19 protein-coding genes are annotated in these 17,276 nt (G+C 34.7%); 12 read left to right on the top strand and 7 right to left on the bottom strand.

The annotated features are described in order from the left end of the window. Nucleotides 1-121 precede the first annotated feature (121 nt). From QSV08_RS15810 to QSV08_RS15765, 10 genes are all read left to right on the top strand, one after another. Nucleotides 122-1,342, top strand: a complete 1,221-nt coding sequence (locus tag QSV08_RS15810) for a TCR/Tet family MFS transporter (RefSeq protein ID WP_324024687.1) — start codon at nt 122-124, stop codon at nt 1,340-1,342. Nucleotides 1,343-1,417: 75 nt separating this feature from the next. Continuing rightward, the gene (locus QSV08_RS15805) at nt 1,418-2,260 is read left to right on the top strand and encodes an alpha/beta fold hydrolase (RefSeq protein ID WP_324024686.1); all 843 of its coding nucleotides are present in this window, start codon (nt 1,418-1,420) and stop codon (nt 2,258-2,260) included. Beyond that, nucleotides 2,260-2,754, top strand: coding sequence for an RNA polymerase sigma factor (locus tag QSV08_RS15800; RefSeq protein ID WP_324024685.1), 495 nt, complete (start codon nt 2,260-2,262; stop codon nt 2,752-2,754). Before QSV08_RS15805 ends, QSV08_RS15800 begins: the two co-directional genes overlap by 1 nt. After that, entirely contained in the window at nt 2,747-3,307 is a 561-nt protein-coding gene (locus tag QSV08_RS15795; protein ID WP_324024684.1) for a hypothetical protein, read from the top strand. Before QSV08_RS15800 ends, QSV08_RS15795 begins: the two co-directional genes overlap by 8 nt. An 81-nt stretch (nt 3,308-3,388) precedes the next feature. Beyond that, on the top strand, nt 3,389-3,829 hold the full coding sequence (locus QSV08_RS15790) for a hypothetical protein (RefSeq protein ID WP_324024683.1): 441 nt from the start codon (nt 3,389-3,391) through the stop codon (nt 3,827-3,829). Nucleotides 3,830-3,880: 51 nt separating this feature from the next. Then, complete coding sequence (locus QSV08_RS15785; RefSeq protein WP_324024682.1) at nt 3,881-5,341, top strand: lipopolysaccharide biosynthesis protein; 1,461 nt, start codon at nt 3,881-3,883, stop codon at nt 5,339-5,341. Next, nucleotides 5,338-5,772 carry a dUTP diphosphatase gene (dut, locus tag QSV08_RS15780; protein ID WP_324024681.1) on the top strand — a complete coding sequence of 145 codons (435 nt, stop codon included), beginning with the start codon at nt 5,338-5,340 and terminating at the stop codon, nt 5,770-5,772. The genes QSV08_RS15785 and dut overlap by 4 nt, the downstream gene beginning before the upstream one ends. A gap of 16 nt (nt 5,773-5,788) precedes the next feature. Next, nucleotides 5,789-6,730: a tetratricopeptide repeat protein gene (locus QSV08_RS15775; protein ID WP_324024680.1), complete on the top strand. Its 942-nt coding sequence runs from the start codon at nt 5,789-5,791 to the stop codon at nt 6,728-6,730. After that, entirely contained in the window at nt 6,731-7,516 is a 786-nt protein-coding gene (locus QSV08_RS15770) for a DUF4292 domain-containing protein (protein WP_324024679.1), read from the top strand. It begins immediately after the preceding gene. Between the two features lie 4 nt (nt 7,517-7,520). Then, nucleotides 7,521-8,744, top strand: a complete 1,224-nt coding sequence (locus QSV08_RS15765) for a murein hydrolase activator EnvC family protein (RefSeq protein ID WP_324024678.1) — start codon at nt 7,521-7,523, stop codon at nt 8,742-8,744. Between the two features lie 382 nt (nt 8,745-9,126). Here QSV08_RS15765 and QSV08_RS15760 read toward each other — a convergent pair whose 3' ends face one another. The 5 genes from QSV08_RS15760 to QSV08_RS15745 form a co-directional block, all read right to left on the bottom strand. Next, the gene (locus QSV08_RS15760) at nt 9,127-9,720 is read right to left on the bottom strand and encodes a hypothetical protein (protein ID WP_324024677.1); all 594 of its coding nucleotides are present in this window, start codon (nt 9,718-9,720) and stop codon (nt 9,127-9,129) included. 64 nt (nt 9,721-9,784) lie between these two features. Then, nucleotides 9,785-10,105 (bottom strand): CPBP family intramembrane glutamic endopeptidase, encoded by a 321-nt coding sequence (locus tag QSV08_RS20845; RefSeq protein ID WP_416382063.1) that lies wholly within the window; start codon nt 10,103-10,105, stop codon nt 9,785-9,787. 448 nt (nt 10,106-10,553) lie between these two features. Then, nucleotides 10,554-10,934: a hypothetical protein gene (locus QSV08_RS15755; protein WP_324024676.1), complete on the bottom strand. Its 381-nt coding sequence runs from the start codon at nt 10,932-10,934 to the stop codon at nt 10,554-10,556. A gap of 71 nt (nt 10,935-11,005) precedes the next feature. Continuing rightward, complete coding sequence (locus QSV08_RS15750; RefSeq protein ID WP_324024675.1) at nt 11,006-11,518, bottom strand: acyl-CoA thioesterase; 513 nt, start codon at nt 11,516-11,518, stop codon at nt 11,006-11,008. Between the two features lie 60 nt (nt 11,519-11,578). Beyond that, nucleotides 11,579-12,544: an SPOR domain-containing protein gene (locus tag QSV08_RS15745; protein ID WP_324024674.1), complete on the bottom strand. Its 966-nt coding sequence runs from the start codon at nt 12,542-12,544 to the stop codon at nt 11,579-11,581. Nucleotides 12,545-12,636: 92 nt separating this feature from the next. On the opposite strand from QSV08_RS15745, the gene dprA reads away from it, so the two are divergent. Next, entirely contained in the window at nt 12,637-13,755 is a 1,119-nt protein-coding gene (dprA, locus tag QSV08_RS15740; protein ID WP_324024673.1) for a DNA-processing protein DprA, read from the top strand. 181 nt (nt 13,756-13,936) lie between these two features. Here dprA and trpS read toward each other — a convergent pair whose 3' ends face one another. Beyond that, nucleotides 13,937-14,905: a tryptophan--tRNA ligase gene (gene trpS / locus QSV08_RS15735; RefSeq protein WP_324024672.1), complete on the bottom strand. Its 969-nt coding sequence runs from the start codon at nt 14,903-14,905 to the stop codon at nt 13,937-13,939. A 71-nt stretch (nt 14,906-14,976) separates the two neighbouring features. Between trpS and QSV08_RS15730 the strand changes: the two genes are divergently transcribed. After that, entirely contained in the window at nt 14,977-15,717 is a 741-nt protein-coding gene (locus QSV08_RS15730; RefSeq protein ID WP_324024671.1) for a lysophospholipid acyltransferase family protein, read from the top strand. A 29-nt stretch (nt 15,718-15,746) separates the two neighbouring features. Here QSV08_RS15730 and QSV08_RS15725 read toward each other — a convergent pair whose 3' ends face one another. Next, nucleotides 15,747-17,267, bottom strand: a complete 1,521-nt coding sequence (locus QSV08_RS15725) for an outer membrane beta-barrel protein (protein ID WP_324024670.1) — start codon at nt 17,265-17,267, stop codon at nt 15,747-15,749. Nucleotides 17,268-17,276 lie beyond the last annotated feature (9 nt).

The raw sequence follows: 17,276 nt of genomic DNA, 5'->3' as shown, positions 1-17,276 counted from the left end.
AATTGATGACCAATCTTTTTGAAGTCATTAAAATTTTCAAAATATATTGATTTTAAAACCCCACCTAAAAGTGGGGTTTTTGCTTTTAGTTTACTTTTTTTACCCGACTTTTGTCTTGACCATGAAATCGAACAAAACCGCCTTACTTTTTATTTTCATTACCATCTTAGTTGATGTTATTGGTATTGGTATCATCCTTCCTATTATTCCCGATTTGATTATGGAGTTAACGGGTGAAGGTAATCACACGGCAATTATATACGGTATGTGGCTGACTACGGCTTTTGCGGGTATGCAGTTTTTGTTTTCACCGGTGTTAGGCGAAATATCTGATCGATTTGGTAGACGACCTATATTACTTTTGGCACTTTTAGGTTTAAGTATAGATTACTTGATTCATGCGTGGGCACCAACAATTACTTGGTTATTTCTAGGTCGTTTCTTAGCAGGAATTACAGGTGCTAGTTTCACTGTTGCCTCTGCTTACATTGCTGATGTTAGTACCAAGGAAAATAAGGCAAAGAACTTCGGATTAATTGGAGCGGCATTCGGAATCGGATTTATAATCGGTCCTGGTATTGGCGGATTTTTCGGAGAGATCAATATTCGACTTCCTTTTTACATTGCTGCTGGTTTAACGTTTGCCAACTTCCTTTTTGGTTATTTCTTTGTTCCAGAATCTTTAGCTCCTGAAAATAGAAGACAGATTAATTTTTCAAAGATGATTCCGGGGGTTTCTTTGTTTGCATTACGAAACTATAAAGGCATCCTGTTATTGATATCTGCTTTCTTTTTAGCGAATCTTGCTGGTCAGGCTTTACCATCAACATGGTCGTATTACGGAATTGAGCGATATGATTGGAATCCGAAACAAATTGGGTTGTCGCTAATGGTGGTTGGTCTTTTTGTGGCTATTGTACAAGGATATCTGGTAGGTAAGATTGTAACGAAATTTGGAAAGCGAAAAGTCATCATATTCGGATTTCTACTTTGGACAGTCGGTATGTTTCTTTTTTCATTCGCGAAAGAACCTTGGATGCTGTACGCATTCTTAATTCCATATGCATTAGGCGGTATTGCTGGTCCGACGGTACAAGGTGTAATTTCTAATCAAGTTTCAGAAAAGGAACAGGGAATCTTACAGGGATCCATTACTGGTCTGGTTAGTATTACTGCCATACTTGGGCAATTAATTTTTGCACCTGTATTTTATTATTTTATACGACCTGAGGCTTCTATTTACTTTCCGGGCGCTCCATATGCATTGGCAGCAGTATTTCTCTTAGCGGCTTTTATTTTGGCATCCACAGCTATAAAAAGAATGGATGTAGAGCCAGAATAAAACCTTTTTTCAATTTAGGATGTAACATTTTTTAATTTTTGAATCTAAAGGGTGAACAAAACAAAAACTCTTACGATGAAAACTATTAAAATATTACTATTCGGATTGCTAATTCTTTCCTCTCTTTCAATAACTGCTCAAGCCGAACCTTTTAAAGTTGAAGTTACTGGCGAAGGAGATCCAATTCTATTGTTTCCAGGATTTACCTGTACTGGTGATGTGTGGAATGAAACTGTAAGCGAACTATCAAAAAACTATGAATGCCACGTATTTACCTTTGCTGGATTTGGCGATGTACCCGCTATTGAAAAACCATGGTTACCCAAAATTAAAGACAGAGTTGTAGAATATATTTCAGAGAATAAATTAGATAATGCTGTTTTAGTAGGTCATAGTTTAGGTGGTGCGTTGGCATTGTGGATGGCGGCAGATGGCAATTCATATAAAGAACTAATCATCGTCGACGCTTTACCATCAACGGGTGCTTTAATGATGCCCGATTTTAAAAGTGAATACATGGTTTATGATTCTCCATATAACAAACAGCTATTAGCTATGAACGATACCGATTTTGAAGCTATGGTACAGCAAATGGCGAATAGTATGACTAAAGAACAATCAAATCTAGAAAGAATAAAAGATTGGATGATTCAGGCAGATCGAGAAACCTATGTCTATGGTTATACCGATTTATTAAAGTTAGATTTACGTGAAGATTTGGCTAAGATAAATACACCGGTTACGATACTAGCCGCTACAGAACCTTATGGCTTAGAAATGGCGAAATCTACTTATGAGCTACAATATAAAGCGCTTACAGAATACACTATTGAATTTGCTAATGGATCATCTCACTTTATTATGTATGATCAGCCACAATGGTTTATCGAGAATCTTAAAAATGCGTTGAACGACTAATGGGGTCTAAAGAAATTATATATCAAAAGATTTATAAGGAAAACTACCCCAAAGTTATGCGACTGTGCATGGGGTATACGGTAGGTGATGAGTCTCTTGCCAAAGATCTAACTCAAGAAACTTTTATTAAGGTTTGGCAGAATTTAGACGGATTTAGAAATGAAAGCGGACTCTCGACTTGGATCTACCGAATTTGTGTAAATACATGCCTGGCAGAAATAAGACGAAAACGTAAAAAGGATAAAAATCTACAAATTGATAATCTTCAGGTTAGCGCTTCTAATGATGACTCGGCTGAAAAAGAAGATATGTTAATTCAGCTTTACAAATGCATCAATAAATTAAGTAGTACCAATAAAGCCATAATATTATTGGAGTTAGAAGGATTGCCGCAGCTAGAGATTTCTGAGATAATGGGAATCAAGCATGAAGCCATCCGTACTAGAATACATAGAATAAAACAACAACTTACAAAATGTGTCCATAATGAATAATTTTGAAGATTTACAGAATAAATGGCAAAACCAAACTACAGTTTCTGCCACCGAAGACGGATTTCAAGCGCTTTTAAAAAGTGTAAAATCCATAGAACAAAAACAACGAACAGGTAACGTAGTTTTAACCATTACGATTATCATTTTGGTTGCGTTTCTACTATATGTTTCCGGTTATAAAAGCACTACGTTCTTACTAGGTATAGGTTTAATGATCGGTAGTTTAGTGGTTAGAATAGCTATTGAATTGTATAGCTTAAAGAAGTTAAGAACTATTAATTTCAGCAAAGAATCAAATACTTTTCGCAACGATTTAACCAGTTACTATAGTTTCAGAAAATATACACATTACTTAGTTACACCTTTGGCTGCAGGAATTTATACCGTTGGGTTTATAATTTTATTACCATTATTTAAGGCTACTTTATCAAACGGATTTTATATCTATATTCTATGCTCATCAGTAGTGTTTTTAGTGGTTTTCTCTGTGTTTTTATACAAACAAGCAAAGAGTGAACTCTTAAAATTGAAACAATTACAAATAGAGGACTAAGCCATTAATTTGTGATCACCATGTTAAATGACTTATTAAACCCATATTACTTATTATCTTTATAAGAATAATATGGGTCTAATGAAATACGTACTTAGTTGCTTTATACTTTTTTGTCTTTGTTTAACCAGCTGCACCTCGCAGAAAAAACTACAAACGGAAACTCCGTTCGAAATCGGTAAAGCTAGTAGTCAACCCTATGTTGGTGGACGAGAAGAAAGCGGTTCTGGTACAGAATTACGTATTCCGGTGTCATTCCTTAATACTACTGACATAGAAATTAAAGAGATTTATTTTCGTGGTAAGCAAGTAAAAGCACTTGTAAACACTGTAGATAATCAAGAAATGATTGTGGTTAGAATACCTAACAACAACCCTGAATCATCTGAAACATTAGATTTAAAATTAAATAAAGATGAGGCTGTTATAAGTTATAATGAAGATGGAGAAATGAAATATGCTAAAATAAATGGCATAAAACAAAAGCAACCATTAATTTATAAGGGCGCACCCAAAAACTAACTTTGTAACTAGGCTTTTAATAGGTACTTTTATCGCCTGAATGTATAGTGCTTGAATCCACTCAAAAAACTTTTTAAACAAACTGCAATCTATGGCTTGGCAACTGTCTTGCCAAGGATGCTTAATGTCATATTGGTGCCTATTTATACTGGTGTAATGAAGCCAGGTTCATATGGTGAAGTTGTTGTGATTTTTGCATATTTTGCTATTTTCAATGTCTTCTTAGCTTATGGTATGGAGACTGCCTTTTTTAGATTCTATAAGGATACAGAAAATAAAAAAAGAGTGGTTTCGACATCATTGTTGTCCATTTTGGGATCAACTTTGCTATTTATGCTCATTGGGTTTCTGTTTAAATCTTCGTTATCCGATGTTCTTGAAATATCAAATGAGTATATAGGCTATGTCTTTTGGATATTGGCTTTAGATGCTTTAGTTATAATTCCGTTTGCTTGGTTAAGAGCAAATGAAAGACCTATGCGTTATGCCATAGTAAAGTTGATAAACGTAGTCTTAAACTTAGGGTTGAATTCCTTTTTCTTAATTTTTCTTCCCAAAATTGCAGCAACAGATAGTTCAGGTTTCTTAGGTTCTATCTACAAACCAGATTTTGAGATTTCATACATCTTAATTTCTAACTTGGTTTCAAGTGCTGTTACATTAGTTTTAATGTTAAGGGTTTATCTACGAAGACCATATGTTTTTGATATGGATATTTGGAAGAGAATGCTAAAATATGCCATGCCGGTTATGGTGGCAGGTATTGCATTTACCGTTAATGAAGTGTTAGATAAAATTTTGCTCGAGAAGATATTACCTATAGAAATCGCTAGTGATGAAGTGGGTAAGTACGGGGCTTGTGTAAAATTAGCTGTATTTATGACGCTATTTGCAACTGCATTTAGAATGGGTATTGAGCCCTTCTTTTTTAGTCATTCAGACACCAAGCATCCACAGAAAGCATATGCTCAGATAACAAATTACTTTGTAGTATTAGGGAGTATCATATTGTTGGCGGTAGTGGTTTTTTCTGATGTATTAAAAGTTCTTTTTGTGCGTGATGAAGCGTATTGGGAAGCGATGCCTGTAGTGCCAATAATTTTATTAGCGGCTTTTTTCTTAGGTATCTATCACAACCTTTCTGTTTGGTATAAGGTTACAGACCGTACAAAATTCGGAGCTTATATATCCATGATCGGCGCCGTTTTGACCATAATTGTCAATTTAATTTTCATTCCTTATTTTGGATATATGGCATCTGCCGTGGCAACTTTATTAGCTTATGGCACCATGATGTTGCTTTCGTTTTATTTCGGACGTATGTATTATCCTATCCCATATAACTTCAGAAAAATTATCTTTTACTTAGTAGTATCTATCTTGTTTTCTGCAATATCATTTTACATTTTTGATAGAAATCTTTTTATTGGAATACCGCTATTATTGTTGTTCTTAGGCTTGGTGTATAAACTGGAGTTTCAGAATCTTAAAAAATTATATTTAAATAGATGAACATAAAAATAATTAATAAGTCGAATCACGACTTACCGCATTACGAGACAAGTGCTTCTGCAGGTATGGATCTAAGAGCTAACCTTACCGAGGCTGTTATATTACAACCTTTAGGTAGAGCTATAATACCAACTGGTCTTTTTATTGAGTTACCTGTTGGTATCGAAGCGCAGGTAAGACCTAGAAGTGGTCTTGCCGCTAAAAAAGGAGTCACTGTACTTAACGCACCTGGTACGATAGATGCTGATTATAGAGGAGAAGTCGGAGTGATATTGATAAACCTTGGTAGTGAAGATTTTGTTGTTGAAAACGGAGAGCGAATTGCACAAATGGTCATTGCCAAGCATGAGCGTGCTGATTGGAATCTTGTCGATAACCTTTCTGAAACCGCAAGAGGCGAAGGCGGCTTTGGTAGTACTGGCGTAAAGTAGTTTCTAAATTGTAAATATGAAGAAGTTGATTTTTTTGGGCTTGCTTGTTGGTGTCTTTAATACGCCAATGCAGTCTTATGCGCAAGAAAATCAAGAATTAGAGGTAGAGCAAAGTGCTGAAGTTTTTCTGGAAGAATATTCTGATACTTTTCAAGAGAATTTTTTCGAGGGATTAAAGCATATGGGCATACGAAATTATGACCGTGCCATTACCTACTTTTTAGAATGTAAACGGCTACAACCACAAAATACCGTTGTTACTTTTGAACTTGCCAAGTTTCATTTGTATGATAAGCAATTTATACTCGCTCAAGAATATGCGTTAGAAGCATTGAACGGAGAACCAGAAAATTACTGGTACGCTGAAACTTTGGTTAATATCGTTGATGCTAGAAAATCTGTACTAGAAGAGGTGAAAGCAGAATTACCTTGGAGTAATCTTGAACTAAGGGGTAATTTGGCAGAAATCTATTTTTTAAACGCAGATTATGTTACAGCAAAGTCTGTTTTAAAGGGAATTAAAACGTCTAAAAAACAAAAGTATTTAGAGCAGAAAATTAATGACTCGATTGCGAAACAAGAAAAGTTAGTAGTACCTGTAGCAAATGTAGAGAGAACAGAATCTTCTGAAGATTTAAATAGTGTAGAAGGGTATAAGTCAAAAATTGAAACCTTGCTTAGTTCTGGTTCTGACAATGATATGTTACTTGAAACAACCGAAGAAGCAATGGAGCGTTTCCCTTCTCAGCCTTATTTCTATTATGGTAACGGAGCTGCTTTAAATAAAGCGCTGAAATTTAAAGATGCTATAGATATTTTAGAAACTGCTTTAGATTATATTATTGATGATACTGCCTTAGAAAATGCTGTTTATAAAGAATTGGCAAATGCATATACGGCGACCAATAATACGTCTAAAGCAAATATGTACCTTAGTAAAATTAAATCAGGATTTTAAATGACGAAGTTTTTGAATATGATGAAGATAAAATATGTTTTACTAATGGTTGCGATAGTTTTTATGGCATCTTGTAAAAGCACAAAGGTGATTTCTGGTGGTACTATAGATGCAAAATTATCGTCTAAATCGGTTATAAAAGCGCATTACCAAAATGAAGCAGGTTTTAAAACATTGGCAGGTAGGGTAAAAATTAATTATTCAGATGGTGAATCTTCTCAGGGTGTTTCCGTCAGCTTGCGAATGGAAAAAGATAAAGCCATTTGGATGAGTGCTCCATTGGGCATTGTTAAAGCTTATATTACTCCGGATAGGGTATCGTTTTACAACAAATTACAAAACGAATATTTTGATGGCGACTTTTCTTATTTAAGCGATTTGCTGGGGACCGAGGTTGACTTTTCAATTTTGCAAAATTTACTGACCGGTCAAGCAATAGTAGATTTAAGAGATGAGAAGTATGATATTGGTATATCTGAAGATAATTATAGGCTTACTCCGAAGCAGCAAGGTACTTTGTACAAAACCTTGTTTCAAATAGAGCCTAAGAATTTTAAAATGGCTTTGCAGCAATTATCCCAACCTGCAGACAAACGTTTGTTAGAAATTAAGTATAAAAATTATCAAAGTATAGATAAAGAAGTTTTGCCTAATGAGATTATGGTAAAGGCTATAAGTAAAGATAAGATGAATACGATTGACCTTGAGTTTAAAAATTTAGAATTGAACGGAAAAGTTAACTTTCCCTATTCAATACCAAAAGGGTTTAATGAAATAGAGTTGTAAGCAGATGTTGTTCAAATTAAAATATGGTCTTTTCCTATTAGTGTTGTTCACTACGGTATCCGCTTTTGCACAAACTAGTGAGCAAAAAGCCTTAGAGGAAAAACGCGAGCAGCTGCAAACTGAAATACGCGATATCAACCGATTACTTTTTGCCGAGAAAAAAGAGAAAGGTAATGTCTTGGATCAGATGGAGGCGTTGGATAAAAAGATTACCGTACGCCAACAATTAATTCGTGTTACCAATCAACAATCAAATTTGTTGAACAGGCAAATCAATACCAATATTAGAAATATAGGTAAACTAAAGAACGAACTGCAAGAGGTAAAGGACGAGTATGCTAAAATGATTCAGAAGTCATATCAGAACAAATCAAAACAGAATAGATTAATGTTCTTGTTGTCTTCAGAAAGCTTCTTTCAGGGATTTAAAAGGCTTCAGTATATGAAGCAATATACTGACTATAGAAAAGAGCAGGGAGCGCAGATATTGACTAAAACCGAAGAGCTTTCGCGTTTAAATTCAGATTTGAATGAAGAGCGTAAAGTAAAAGAGGTGTTACTGGCTCAAAACAAAAAGGCGAAAAATCAATTATTTGGTGAAATACAGACTCAAAAAGCATTATTAGGTACTATTCGTAAGAATGAGAGTAAGTATACCAGTGCTATTGATAAGAAGAAGAAAGAATCTAGAAAAATAGATCAGCAAATTGAAAAACTGATCAGAAGTGCTATTGCTGCTTCCAATAAAAAAACAGGAAGTACTACCAAAAATTCTAGCAAGTTCGTGTTAACTCCGGAAGCTACTGTTATCGCAAATAACTTTTCTGCAAATAAAGGTAAATTAATTTGGCCTGTAGAAAAGGGAATAAAAAGTCAAGGATTCGGAGTCTATGCCGATCCTGTTTATCCGGGAATAAAGCACCAAAGTAACGGAGTAATCATTGCTACTGATGAGGGCTCAAAAGCGCGTGCCATTTTTGAAGGGGAAGTCATTGCTATTTTGGCTGTACCAGGTGGTAATAAAGGGGTGCAGATTAAACACGGTAATTTCATTAGTACCTATTATAACCTTTCTGAGCTATATGTCAAAAAAGGAGATAAAGTAACTAGTAAGGAAGAGCTTGGTGTTGTTTATACTAATAAGAACAATGGTCAAACCCGATTAAAATTCTACTTATACCAAGATACCTCACGTCTTAACCCAGAAGATTGGGTGTATCGTCTTTAATATGTTTTTTATAACTATTAAGGGAGTTCTTTGCTAACCAAACGGACTGGTGTCTTAGCTCATTAGACAAATATTGAGAGAACGTAGCTGTGCTTGAAAGTGCTTTTCCTTAAGGCAGTTTGGGATATTTGCAGCTATAACTTTCTTGGCTACATGTTTGACTTTAGCCTACGGCGGATTAGTAAGTTTATTCCATCGCCTTTTTCATAACAGGAAGCATTGGTTTAGCTGCTCTTTATATTTGGAATAATGAGAGTAAAATGGACCTTACTTTTAAAGTAGATTTAAAGCAGTCGGAATTGGAAAAAGACTTATACCGAGAGGCTATTTAGTAAGAAGTGGTTGGTAAGAGAACCTTAAATGATAAAAGATATTCTTTGAGCTATCTCAACCTAACATATTTTCCTTTTAGTGAATTTTCAGAAACATAGATTAAAGGAACATCGCCTGAATTTAGACAATGTAAAAGAAATGGTTTGGTCATTTTTGATTTCCAACCTGCACAGGCGGCAGCAAGCCCATATCTAGGGTCTCCTAATTCTTTTCTTCTGTTTATTCCTAAATTCCAACATTTAGTAATAATTTTATCTTGCTCTTCTAAAGTTGGAATTATTTTATCGTATCCTAATACATCAAGAGTCCCACGCGATTTTGAATAATTTTCTTCACTCAGAATTTCTATAAAATCTGAAATAGTGCTATTTATTCTAAGATAAGCAGCGCAAGAATCTGCTAAAAAGAAATCATTATTAATATAGTTTTCTTTTATGTAGGACTTTGCGTTTTCATTACCTAAATAACCCAAAGCTTTGATGATTTCTATTTCAGTAGCATTATGGTTTTTATCAAACTCCATTTTTAATGCTTCCAATAATTCAGTAGCATATCCGGGTAGTTTATTTTTCTTAATTTCAATGGCTGCTTTTCTTCGCGTAACAGTAGATTTTCCAAGAAGATTTATTTTTAAGTTATCCATTAAATGTTTGTAAAAGTAATTTTTAAAATTGTGAATAAGGCTTAAGCTTTGTTGCCAAGTCGTTTTACGTTAATGTACTATAAATTGTCAGGTTCCATACAATATGAAGCAATATAGGTGGTCCTACTGATTTTGATTTGAAAAACAGTAATCCAGTTATGATTCCCAAAAAGAATGCCGCAAAAGTCTTATAAAAATTGAGCTCTAACATACCATCATTGTAGATGAAGTCAGTTAGATGTATTATGCCGAAAAGAAAAGATGTAATAAAAATCGAAAGTATGGGCGAATATTTTTCTTGAAGCCCTTTTTGTATATAGTTTCTAAAGAAAAATTCCTCAGAAAAAGGAATGATTAGGATAGATGCAATCGAGTTCAATTTCATTAGCTTGCTATAGTCTATTTCAAAATGGAATAGGTTGACGGGTATTTCATGGTAATAAAGAATTTGTAATATTTCCTGAAAGAATACGGCGGACAATCCTAGTAGTAATGCAAAAAGATAAAATTTAAGTGCGGTTTCAGATATTGTTAACCCATTCAGTCCGTTAACTTTGTATATAAAATAGAGAACAATTAATAACTGAGGCAGCGAATTAATGAACTTAGAATTCAGTATTAGCTCAAAAATGTCAAAGTGAATTCCAGTAAGAACCCACATACCTATCAATTCCAAAACAATTGCGAATAAAAATGTATGGAATATTGATTTAGGTATTGTCATATTTAAATACTTGCTAACAATTGGCTAAGCGTGATTAAATCGTTTAAAAAAGTTGGTTTTAAGTCTAAGCAAGAATTAGATTTATTCTCTTCTAATTAAAGATTTTGTTTTAATGTCTTAGAATATATTTATTATAACCAAAACTAAACAAAGCTTGTACTATCAAATTCAGAATTAATGGTATCCAAAGAAAACGTATTAATTCATCAAAATGAAATGCTGTAAAATGAGTCCAAATTTTAGTAATTCCAAACATAAAAATGGATGGTAAAAAGAAGGTCATTAAAACAAGAATTCTGCTTTTAATTCTACTTAAAAATACATAAGGTAAATACGCTATCAGCCATGTCACAGCTGCAATTAATGTTAAGATAATAAACATTCCAGCTTCCCCCTTTGGCTTAATTATAAATCCTAAAAGAATGAATGGAAATATATTCATCATTACGGCCATTAAATACATTCTAAGCGGATAAAAGTATTTTTTCATTACACCTAGATTGCATTTTTATGATAATTCTCAATAGTGATTATTACTATAAAATAAAGGAAATAGTCTTCTTACTTCGTAAACAAAGCTTTAAGTTCTGTTGCATTGTCAGGCGTCATTTTACCCGCCAATACTAAACTTAATTGTTTTCTACGAAGTGCGCCTTCAAAACGGGTAATCTCTAGGGGAGTTTCCGGCGTTAATTCTGGTACTTCAGTTGGCGTGCCTGTTTCATCAACAGCTACAAAGGTATAAATAGCTTCATTTGCCTTAGTACTCTTGCCACTGTAGCGGTCTTCTATCCAAACATCTATATAGACCTCCATAGAGGTGTTATAGGCTCTAGAAACAGCTGCTTCGACAGTAACTACACTACCAAGTGGTATTGCCAAGTTAAAAGCTACATGGTTTACAGAAGCGGTAACAGTAATTCTACGGCTATGTCTACCGGCAGCAATACTAGCTGCACGATCCATACGGGCCAATAGTTCGCCCCCAAATAAATTTTGAAGTGCGTTGGTCTCACTTGGGAGCACCAAATCGGTCATTGTTGTACGAGATGCTGCAGGAGTCTTTGCTTCCATTAATTAGAAATTTTCCGCAAAGATACGGGCATCAAGGGTACTAATAAAATGTGTGTAGGTTTATTTTTCGGTTAATAACCAAGCATCTTTAGACTGCGTACTTTTAATTTCACGCAATGCTTTTAAAGCATCGTTTGCATTGGTATAACTATCAAAAGTTACCATGTGAAGTCCGTAAGCATTCGTGCCATAATAACCTGCATTAAAACCGTTTGCCTTAAGCTGTTCGATTTTTCTATCGGCATTACCTCTAACTCTAAAAGCGCCGGCAACAATAAAGTGCGTTGCCTCATCTTTGTTTATAGCTAGTTTTGAAGTTGTAGTAGCTTCAACGGTAACCGTTGGTAATTCTAATGGCGAAAGGTCGAAGAAGGTAGCTTCTTGTATTTGCTTGTTTACAAACTCTTCAGCATCTTGTCTTGCAACTTGTTCGTTTGTATTTTTTTGTTGGTATGCACGATAACCGGTTACGCCTGTAGAAAATGCTAGCATTAGAATAGCAGCATATTTTAAATAAGGTCTAAAACCTTTAGTTTCTCTACGCTCAGGACTAATAACGAACGGGGTTTTTTCTTCTATTTCTACAACTTCTTCTTTTAAAATTTCTCTAGTTACAGGTATAGAGTTAAAATTAGAAAGTCCGAATGAAGAGGTTAAATAGTTTGTTTCATTTGCAGGTTGAAACAATATTTTGTCTTCATGGTTTCTAGCTAAAGAACCGATATTTTTAAGGTGTAAAGAAGTTTCTTGAATCAAGACTTCTTGCCAAGTTTTCACTTGTTTTTCAATTTCAACCAATGCTGTTTCATAAGAAACCTTCTCTGCATTTGATACATAAGAAACCAAAAGCCCATCATTTGAGATTAGCTGTCTATTGAAAACAATAGATTTATTTGGTGCGCTAAACGTATTGGTAACCACGTTTATTTTGGCAGAATTTTTTTGGGTAAGGAATGCTCCAAATCCAGGAACAACAACACAGTTGTACCTATAAAGTAAATCGCTTATATAGTGTTCTAAAACCATCGGATCACAAATATGAAGAAAATAAAGAGGTATAAAAACACCTTCGGTAACTTTTTATTAACATATTTTTTTCCCTTATTTGTGAACAAGAAATGAAAACTACACAACATACTGCTGATGAACTTGTTGCGATACTTCGGTTACAACATGTTCCAAATATAGGAGATATCCTCGCGAAGAAATTAATTTCACATTGTGGGAGTCCATCCGCTATTTTCGAAGATAAAAAGCAAAATCTTCTAAAAATCGATGGTATCGGCGCCCATACGATCAGACATTTATTTGACTTAGAACATTTAGAAGCTGCCGAGTCAGAATATAATTATGTGCTCAAAAACGATATTAGCTGCACTTATTTTTTAGATGAAGATTATCCTAAATATTTAAAACATTGTATTGACGGACCTATTCTTTTATTTCAGAAAGGAAATATCGATTTACAGAATCGTAAATTGATTAGTGTTGTGGGTACCCGTAATATTACGAGCTACGGAATGGCTTTTTGTGAACAGTTTATTGAGGAAGTAGCTCCGCTAGATCCAGTCATTATTAGTGGTTTTGCATACGGAGTAGATATTTGTATTCAGCGGGAAGCCGTAAAACATGGTTTGCAAACTGTAGGATGCTTAGCGCACGGTCTAAATCAAATTTACCCAAAAGTACATGCCAAGTATCAAGCTGATGTTTTAAAGAATGGTGGATTCTACACCGAATTCTGGAGTACCAGTAACCCCGAACGCGAAAACTTTTTAAAACGAAACCGAATAATTGCTGGCGTAAGTGAAGCTACTGTTGTTGTGGAATCTGCCGAAAAAGGCGGAAGCCTAGTAACCGCAGATATTGCCAATAGTTATAATAGAGATGTTTTTGCCGTACCTGGTAGAACAACTGATAAATATAGTTTGGGCTGCAATAATCTAATTAAGCAGCAAAAAGCACATGTAATGACTTCCGCTGCAGATTTAATTTATCTGCTAGATTGGGATATAGCAGAGAAACAAAATAAGACCATTCAGAGACAGCTTTTTATTGAATTAGATGAGATTGAACAAAATATTTACACTTATTTACAGAATAACGGCAAGCAAATTCTAGATAGTATAGCTTTAGATTGTAAACTGCCAATTTATAGAACATCTTCTACCTTATTGAATATGGAAATGAAAGGCGTAATACGGCCTTTGCCAGGTAAATTGTTTGAGGCAATCTGATATTTTACAAACCACTCGGTTGGTTTTCATGCGTGTTGCTTAAAATCCATCATTAAATGCTCACTTAATCGATATTTTCTAATTTAATATCGATAGATGAATGACAGAAGGTGAATTAATAAAAACAAAAAACCGACCACTAGGTCGGTTTTTCAATTTTATATGTTTTCTGGGTTATTAATTAATATCCCAACTTTTCACGAACTCTTTCTAATACGCCGTCCGCTACTTTTCTTGCTTTTTCAGCGCCTAAAGCCAAAGCATCATCAATCTCGTTTAGGTGGTTCATGTAGTATTCGAACTTCTCACGAGGTTCTTCAAACTTATTTACAATCACTTCATAAAGGGCTTGTTTTGCATGACCGTATCCATAATTTCCGGCTAGGTAGTTGGCGCTCATTTCTTCAATTTGAGGCTGGCTAGCTAGTAGTTTGTATAGCCCGAATATATTATCATTTGTAGGGTCTTTTGGATCTTCCATAGGGATACTATCTGTTTGTATTCCCATTATTTGTTTACGTAATTTTTTATCCGTCTGAAAAAGACTAATTAAATTACCCTTACTCTTACTCATTTTAGCACCATCGGTACCTGGTATGTACATAGTTTCTTCTTGAACCTTGCCTTCTGGTATTACAAAAGTTTCACCTAATTGTGCATGAAAACGAGAAGCAACATCGCGTGTCATTTCTATGTGTTGCATTTGGTCTTTACCAACAGGTACAATATCTGCATCATATAATAGAATATCTGCAGCCATTAGCATTGGGTAGGTGAAGAGTCCGGCATTTACATCGTCTAATCTGTCAGCCTTATCTTTAAAAGAATGAGCAAGTGTTAAACGCTGGTACGGAAAAAAACAGCTTAAGTACCAAGATAGCTCTGTAGTTTGTGGTACATCGCTCTGTCTATAAAAAACGGTATTTTCAATATCCAATCCAAAGGCAAGCCAAGTTGCAGCAACTGCATAGGTGTTATGACGTAGTTCTGCACCATTTTTAATCTGAGTTAATGAATGCATGTCTGCAATAAAAAGAAAAGATTCGTTAGATGGGTCGTTGGCCATATCTATTGCAGGCTTTATCGCTCCTAGAATATTTCCTAAATGTGGTGTTCCTGTACTTTGAATACCTGTTAAAATTCTTGCCATTATCTTAATTTGTATAAAAGCAAAGGTAAAACAAATACGAAAAAACTATCCTAAATAACTACTTTTGATTTATGCTTAAATTGGTTAAACAAACCGGTCAAACGATATACCGTATTTGGTTTTATATTCTAGTGGCCATTCCTATTCTACTCTTTTTTCCATTCCTTGTTCTTTTTGCCTCAAGAGAAGCGTGGTATCCGCAATTTTTTTGGATGGCCAGAAACCTATGGGCTAGATTTATACTGTATGGTATGTTTTGCTTTCCGAAAATAAAATATGAACAACGTTTAGTGAAAGTAAAGAGTTATATGTTGGTGGCAAACCACACGAGTATGTTAGATATTATGTTGATGCTCGTAGTAAGTAGAAATCCTTTTGTATTTGTAGGCAAGAAGGAGTTAGTTAAAATTCCTTTATTCGGATTCTTCTATAAACGGGTATGTATAATGGTAGATAGAGACAATACTCAAAGTAGAACTGGTGTGTATAGAAGGGCTCAAAGAAGGTTGCAACAGGGGTTAAGTATTTGTATTTTTCCTGAAGGTGGTGTACCAGAAGAACATGTATTGTTAGATAAATTTAAAGATGGAGCTTTTAAAATGGCCATTGCCCATAAAATACCAGTAGTACCCATGACCTTTTATGATAATAAGAAAAGATTCTCTTTTACATTTTTAAGTGGAGGACCAGGTAAATGCAGGGCTAAAGTGCATTCATTTGTTGAAACCCATTCAATACGACCAGAAGATACGGCAGAGCTTAGAACAAGTGTTAGAGAAACGATACTTAATGACTTGGTTAAGAATAGTTAGACCTGCATATTTATTGTAACTAGTTTGGTTTAAAACTGAAAAGTAAGTCCGCTATAAACCCCAACTGAATATGGTCTAAAAGTACCATTTACATCAGAAAAGGTATTCAGTTGGTATTTAAAAATAGGCTCAATATTAAACTTGACTTTTTGAGAAAAGTTGTAATTAAGTCCAAGACCCATATTGGCGCTAAAATTTAGGTCGTTAATATTATTTGCCTCTCCTATTTCAGTGGTCAGTTCACCAGAAGTCAAGGATACGGCATTGTCTATTAAAAATAAAGAGCTTACACCACCAATAAGGTTGATGCCGAATTTCTTATCTATAAGCGCGTAATTTAATTCAACAGGTAATTCAAGATAACCGAACTGTTGCGACATATAGCCATCTCTTGATGGACTTTTTGCTGTAACATCTAAAGCCGAACTTATGGTGCTGAATTTGTCTGATGTAACTATTTTACTCGAAATGGTAAGTGTGTTAGATGTTTCTGCATAATCAATAGTGCTTAATTGACCAGTATTAGAAGCAAGAATTGAGGAAGATGAAAAAGCAACATCTTCAGTGTCATAACCATAATCTACCTTATTGATCCCCGAACGTATCGTCAATTTTTTGGTGACTGCATATGCTACCGAAACTCCGTAACTCATATTTACATTTCCTGATTTTGCATTAGGACTAAAAATTGAATTTACCGGAGAGCCTTCGCCAATGGCATTAAAATATACGGGTGCAACATTTGGGCCAGCAGACCATCTATTACTAGCTACCTTTTTCTTTTTTAGCTCTTCTTGATCTTCAATCTCCTCAAAAATAGATTTCTTGTTCGATTCAAGTTCTTCGGTAACTTCTTCAATATTGCTATTTTCAGCTATCGTGTTTTCTGATTTTGAAAGATTATAATCTAAATGAGTATCTGAATCTTTGTTTGTGGTAGCGATTGATTCTTCGGTGTTCTGATTGCTGATGGATGTGTTTTTTGAATCACTAGAGCCAACACCTTTTGTCAGTCTATTTTGTGCAAGTAAGGCCTCATTCGTAGAATTGCTATTTTCTGAAGCATTTTTATTGTATTCAGCTATAGCATCTTTCTCAGGTTCAATATTCTTGTTGTAACTGTTTTTAGTCTTTTGAGCAGCAATCTTATTAGATTCTTGCTGATTGTTCAGTGCCTTGTTTTCAGTACCGTTTATTTCGCTGTCACTAGCTATATTTTGTTCAACCACAGCATTGGTAGTCGTGTCTATGGAATCAATGAAAATTTCAGTTTCGGTAGTTGGTTGTATATCAATGATGGTTTTTGATTCATTTTCAGTGTCCACCAGAATTTCCTTGGTAGTATGTTCTTCTGTAAACGGATTAAAAACTAATAAACCAATCATTATAGCGGCAGCAATACCCCCAAATGACCACCATAAAGGTATGATCCTTTTCTTTTTTCTTTTGTTCAATGACGCATCAATCGCACGCCAGACTTTATTGTCTGGTGTTTGCTTGAAATCCGACAGCTTATCTCGGAAAAATTCGTCTATATTCTTCTTCTGCATCTAGTACTT

Source organism: Maribacter sp. BPC-D8 (genome assembly GCF_035207705.1).
Classification (GTDB): domain Bacteria; phylum Bacteroidota; class Bacteroidia; order Flavobacteriales; family Flavobacteriaceae; genus Maribacter.
Note: the sequence above shows the minus strand (reverse complement) of the source record. Positions and strands in the feature narration are given on the sequence as shown.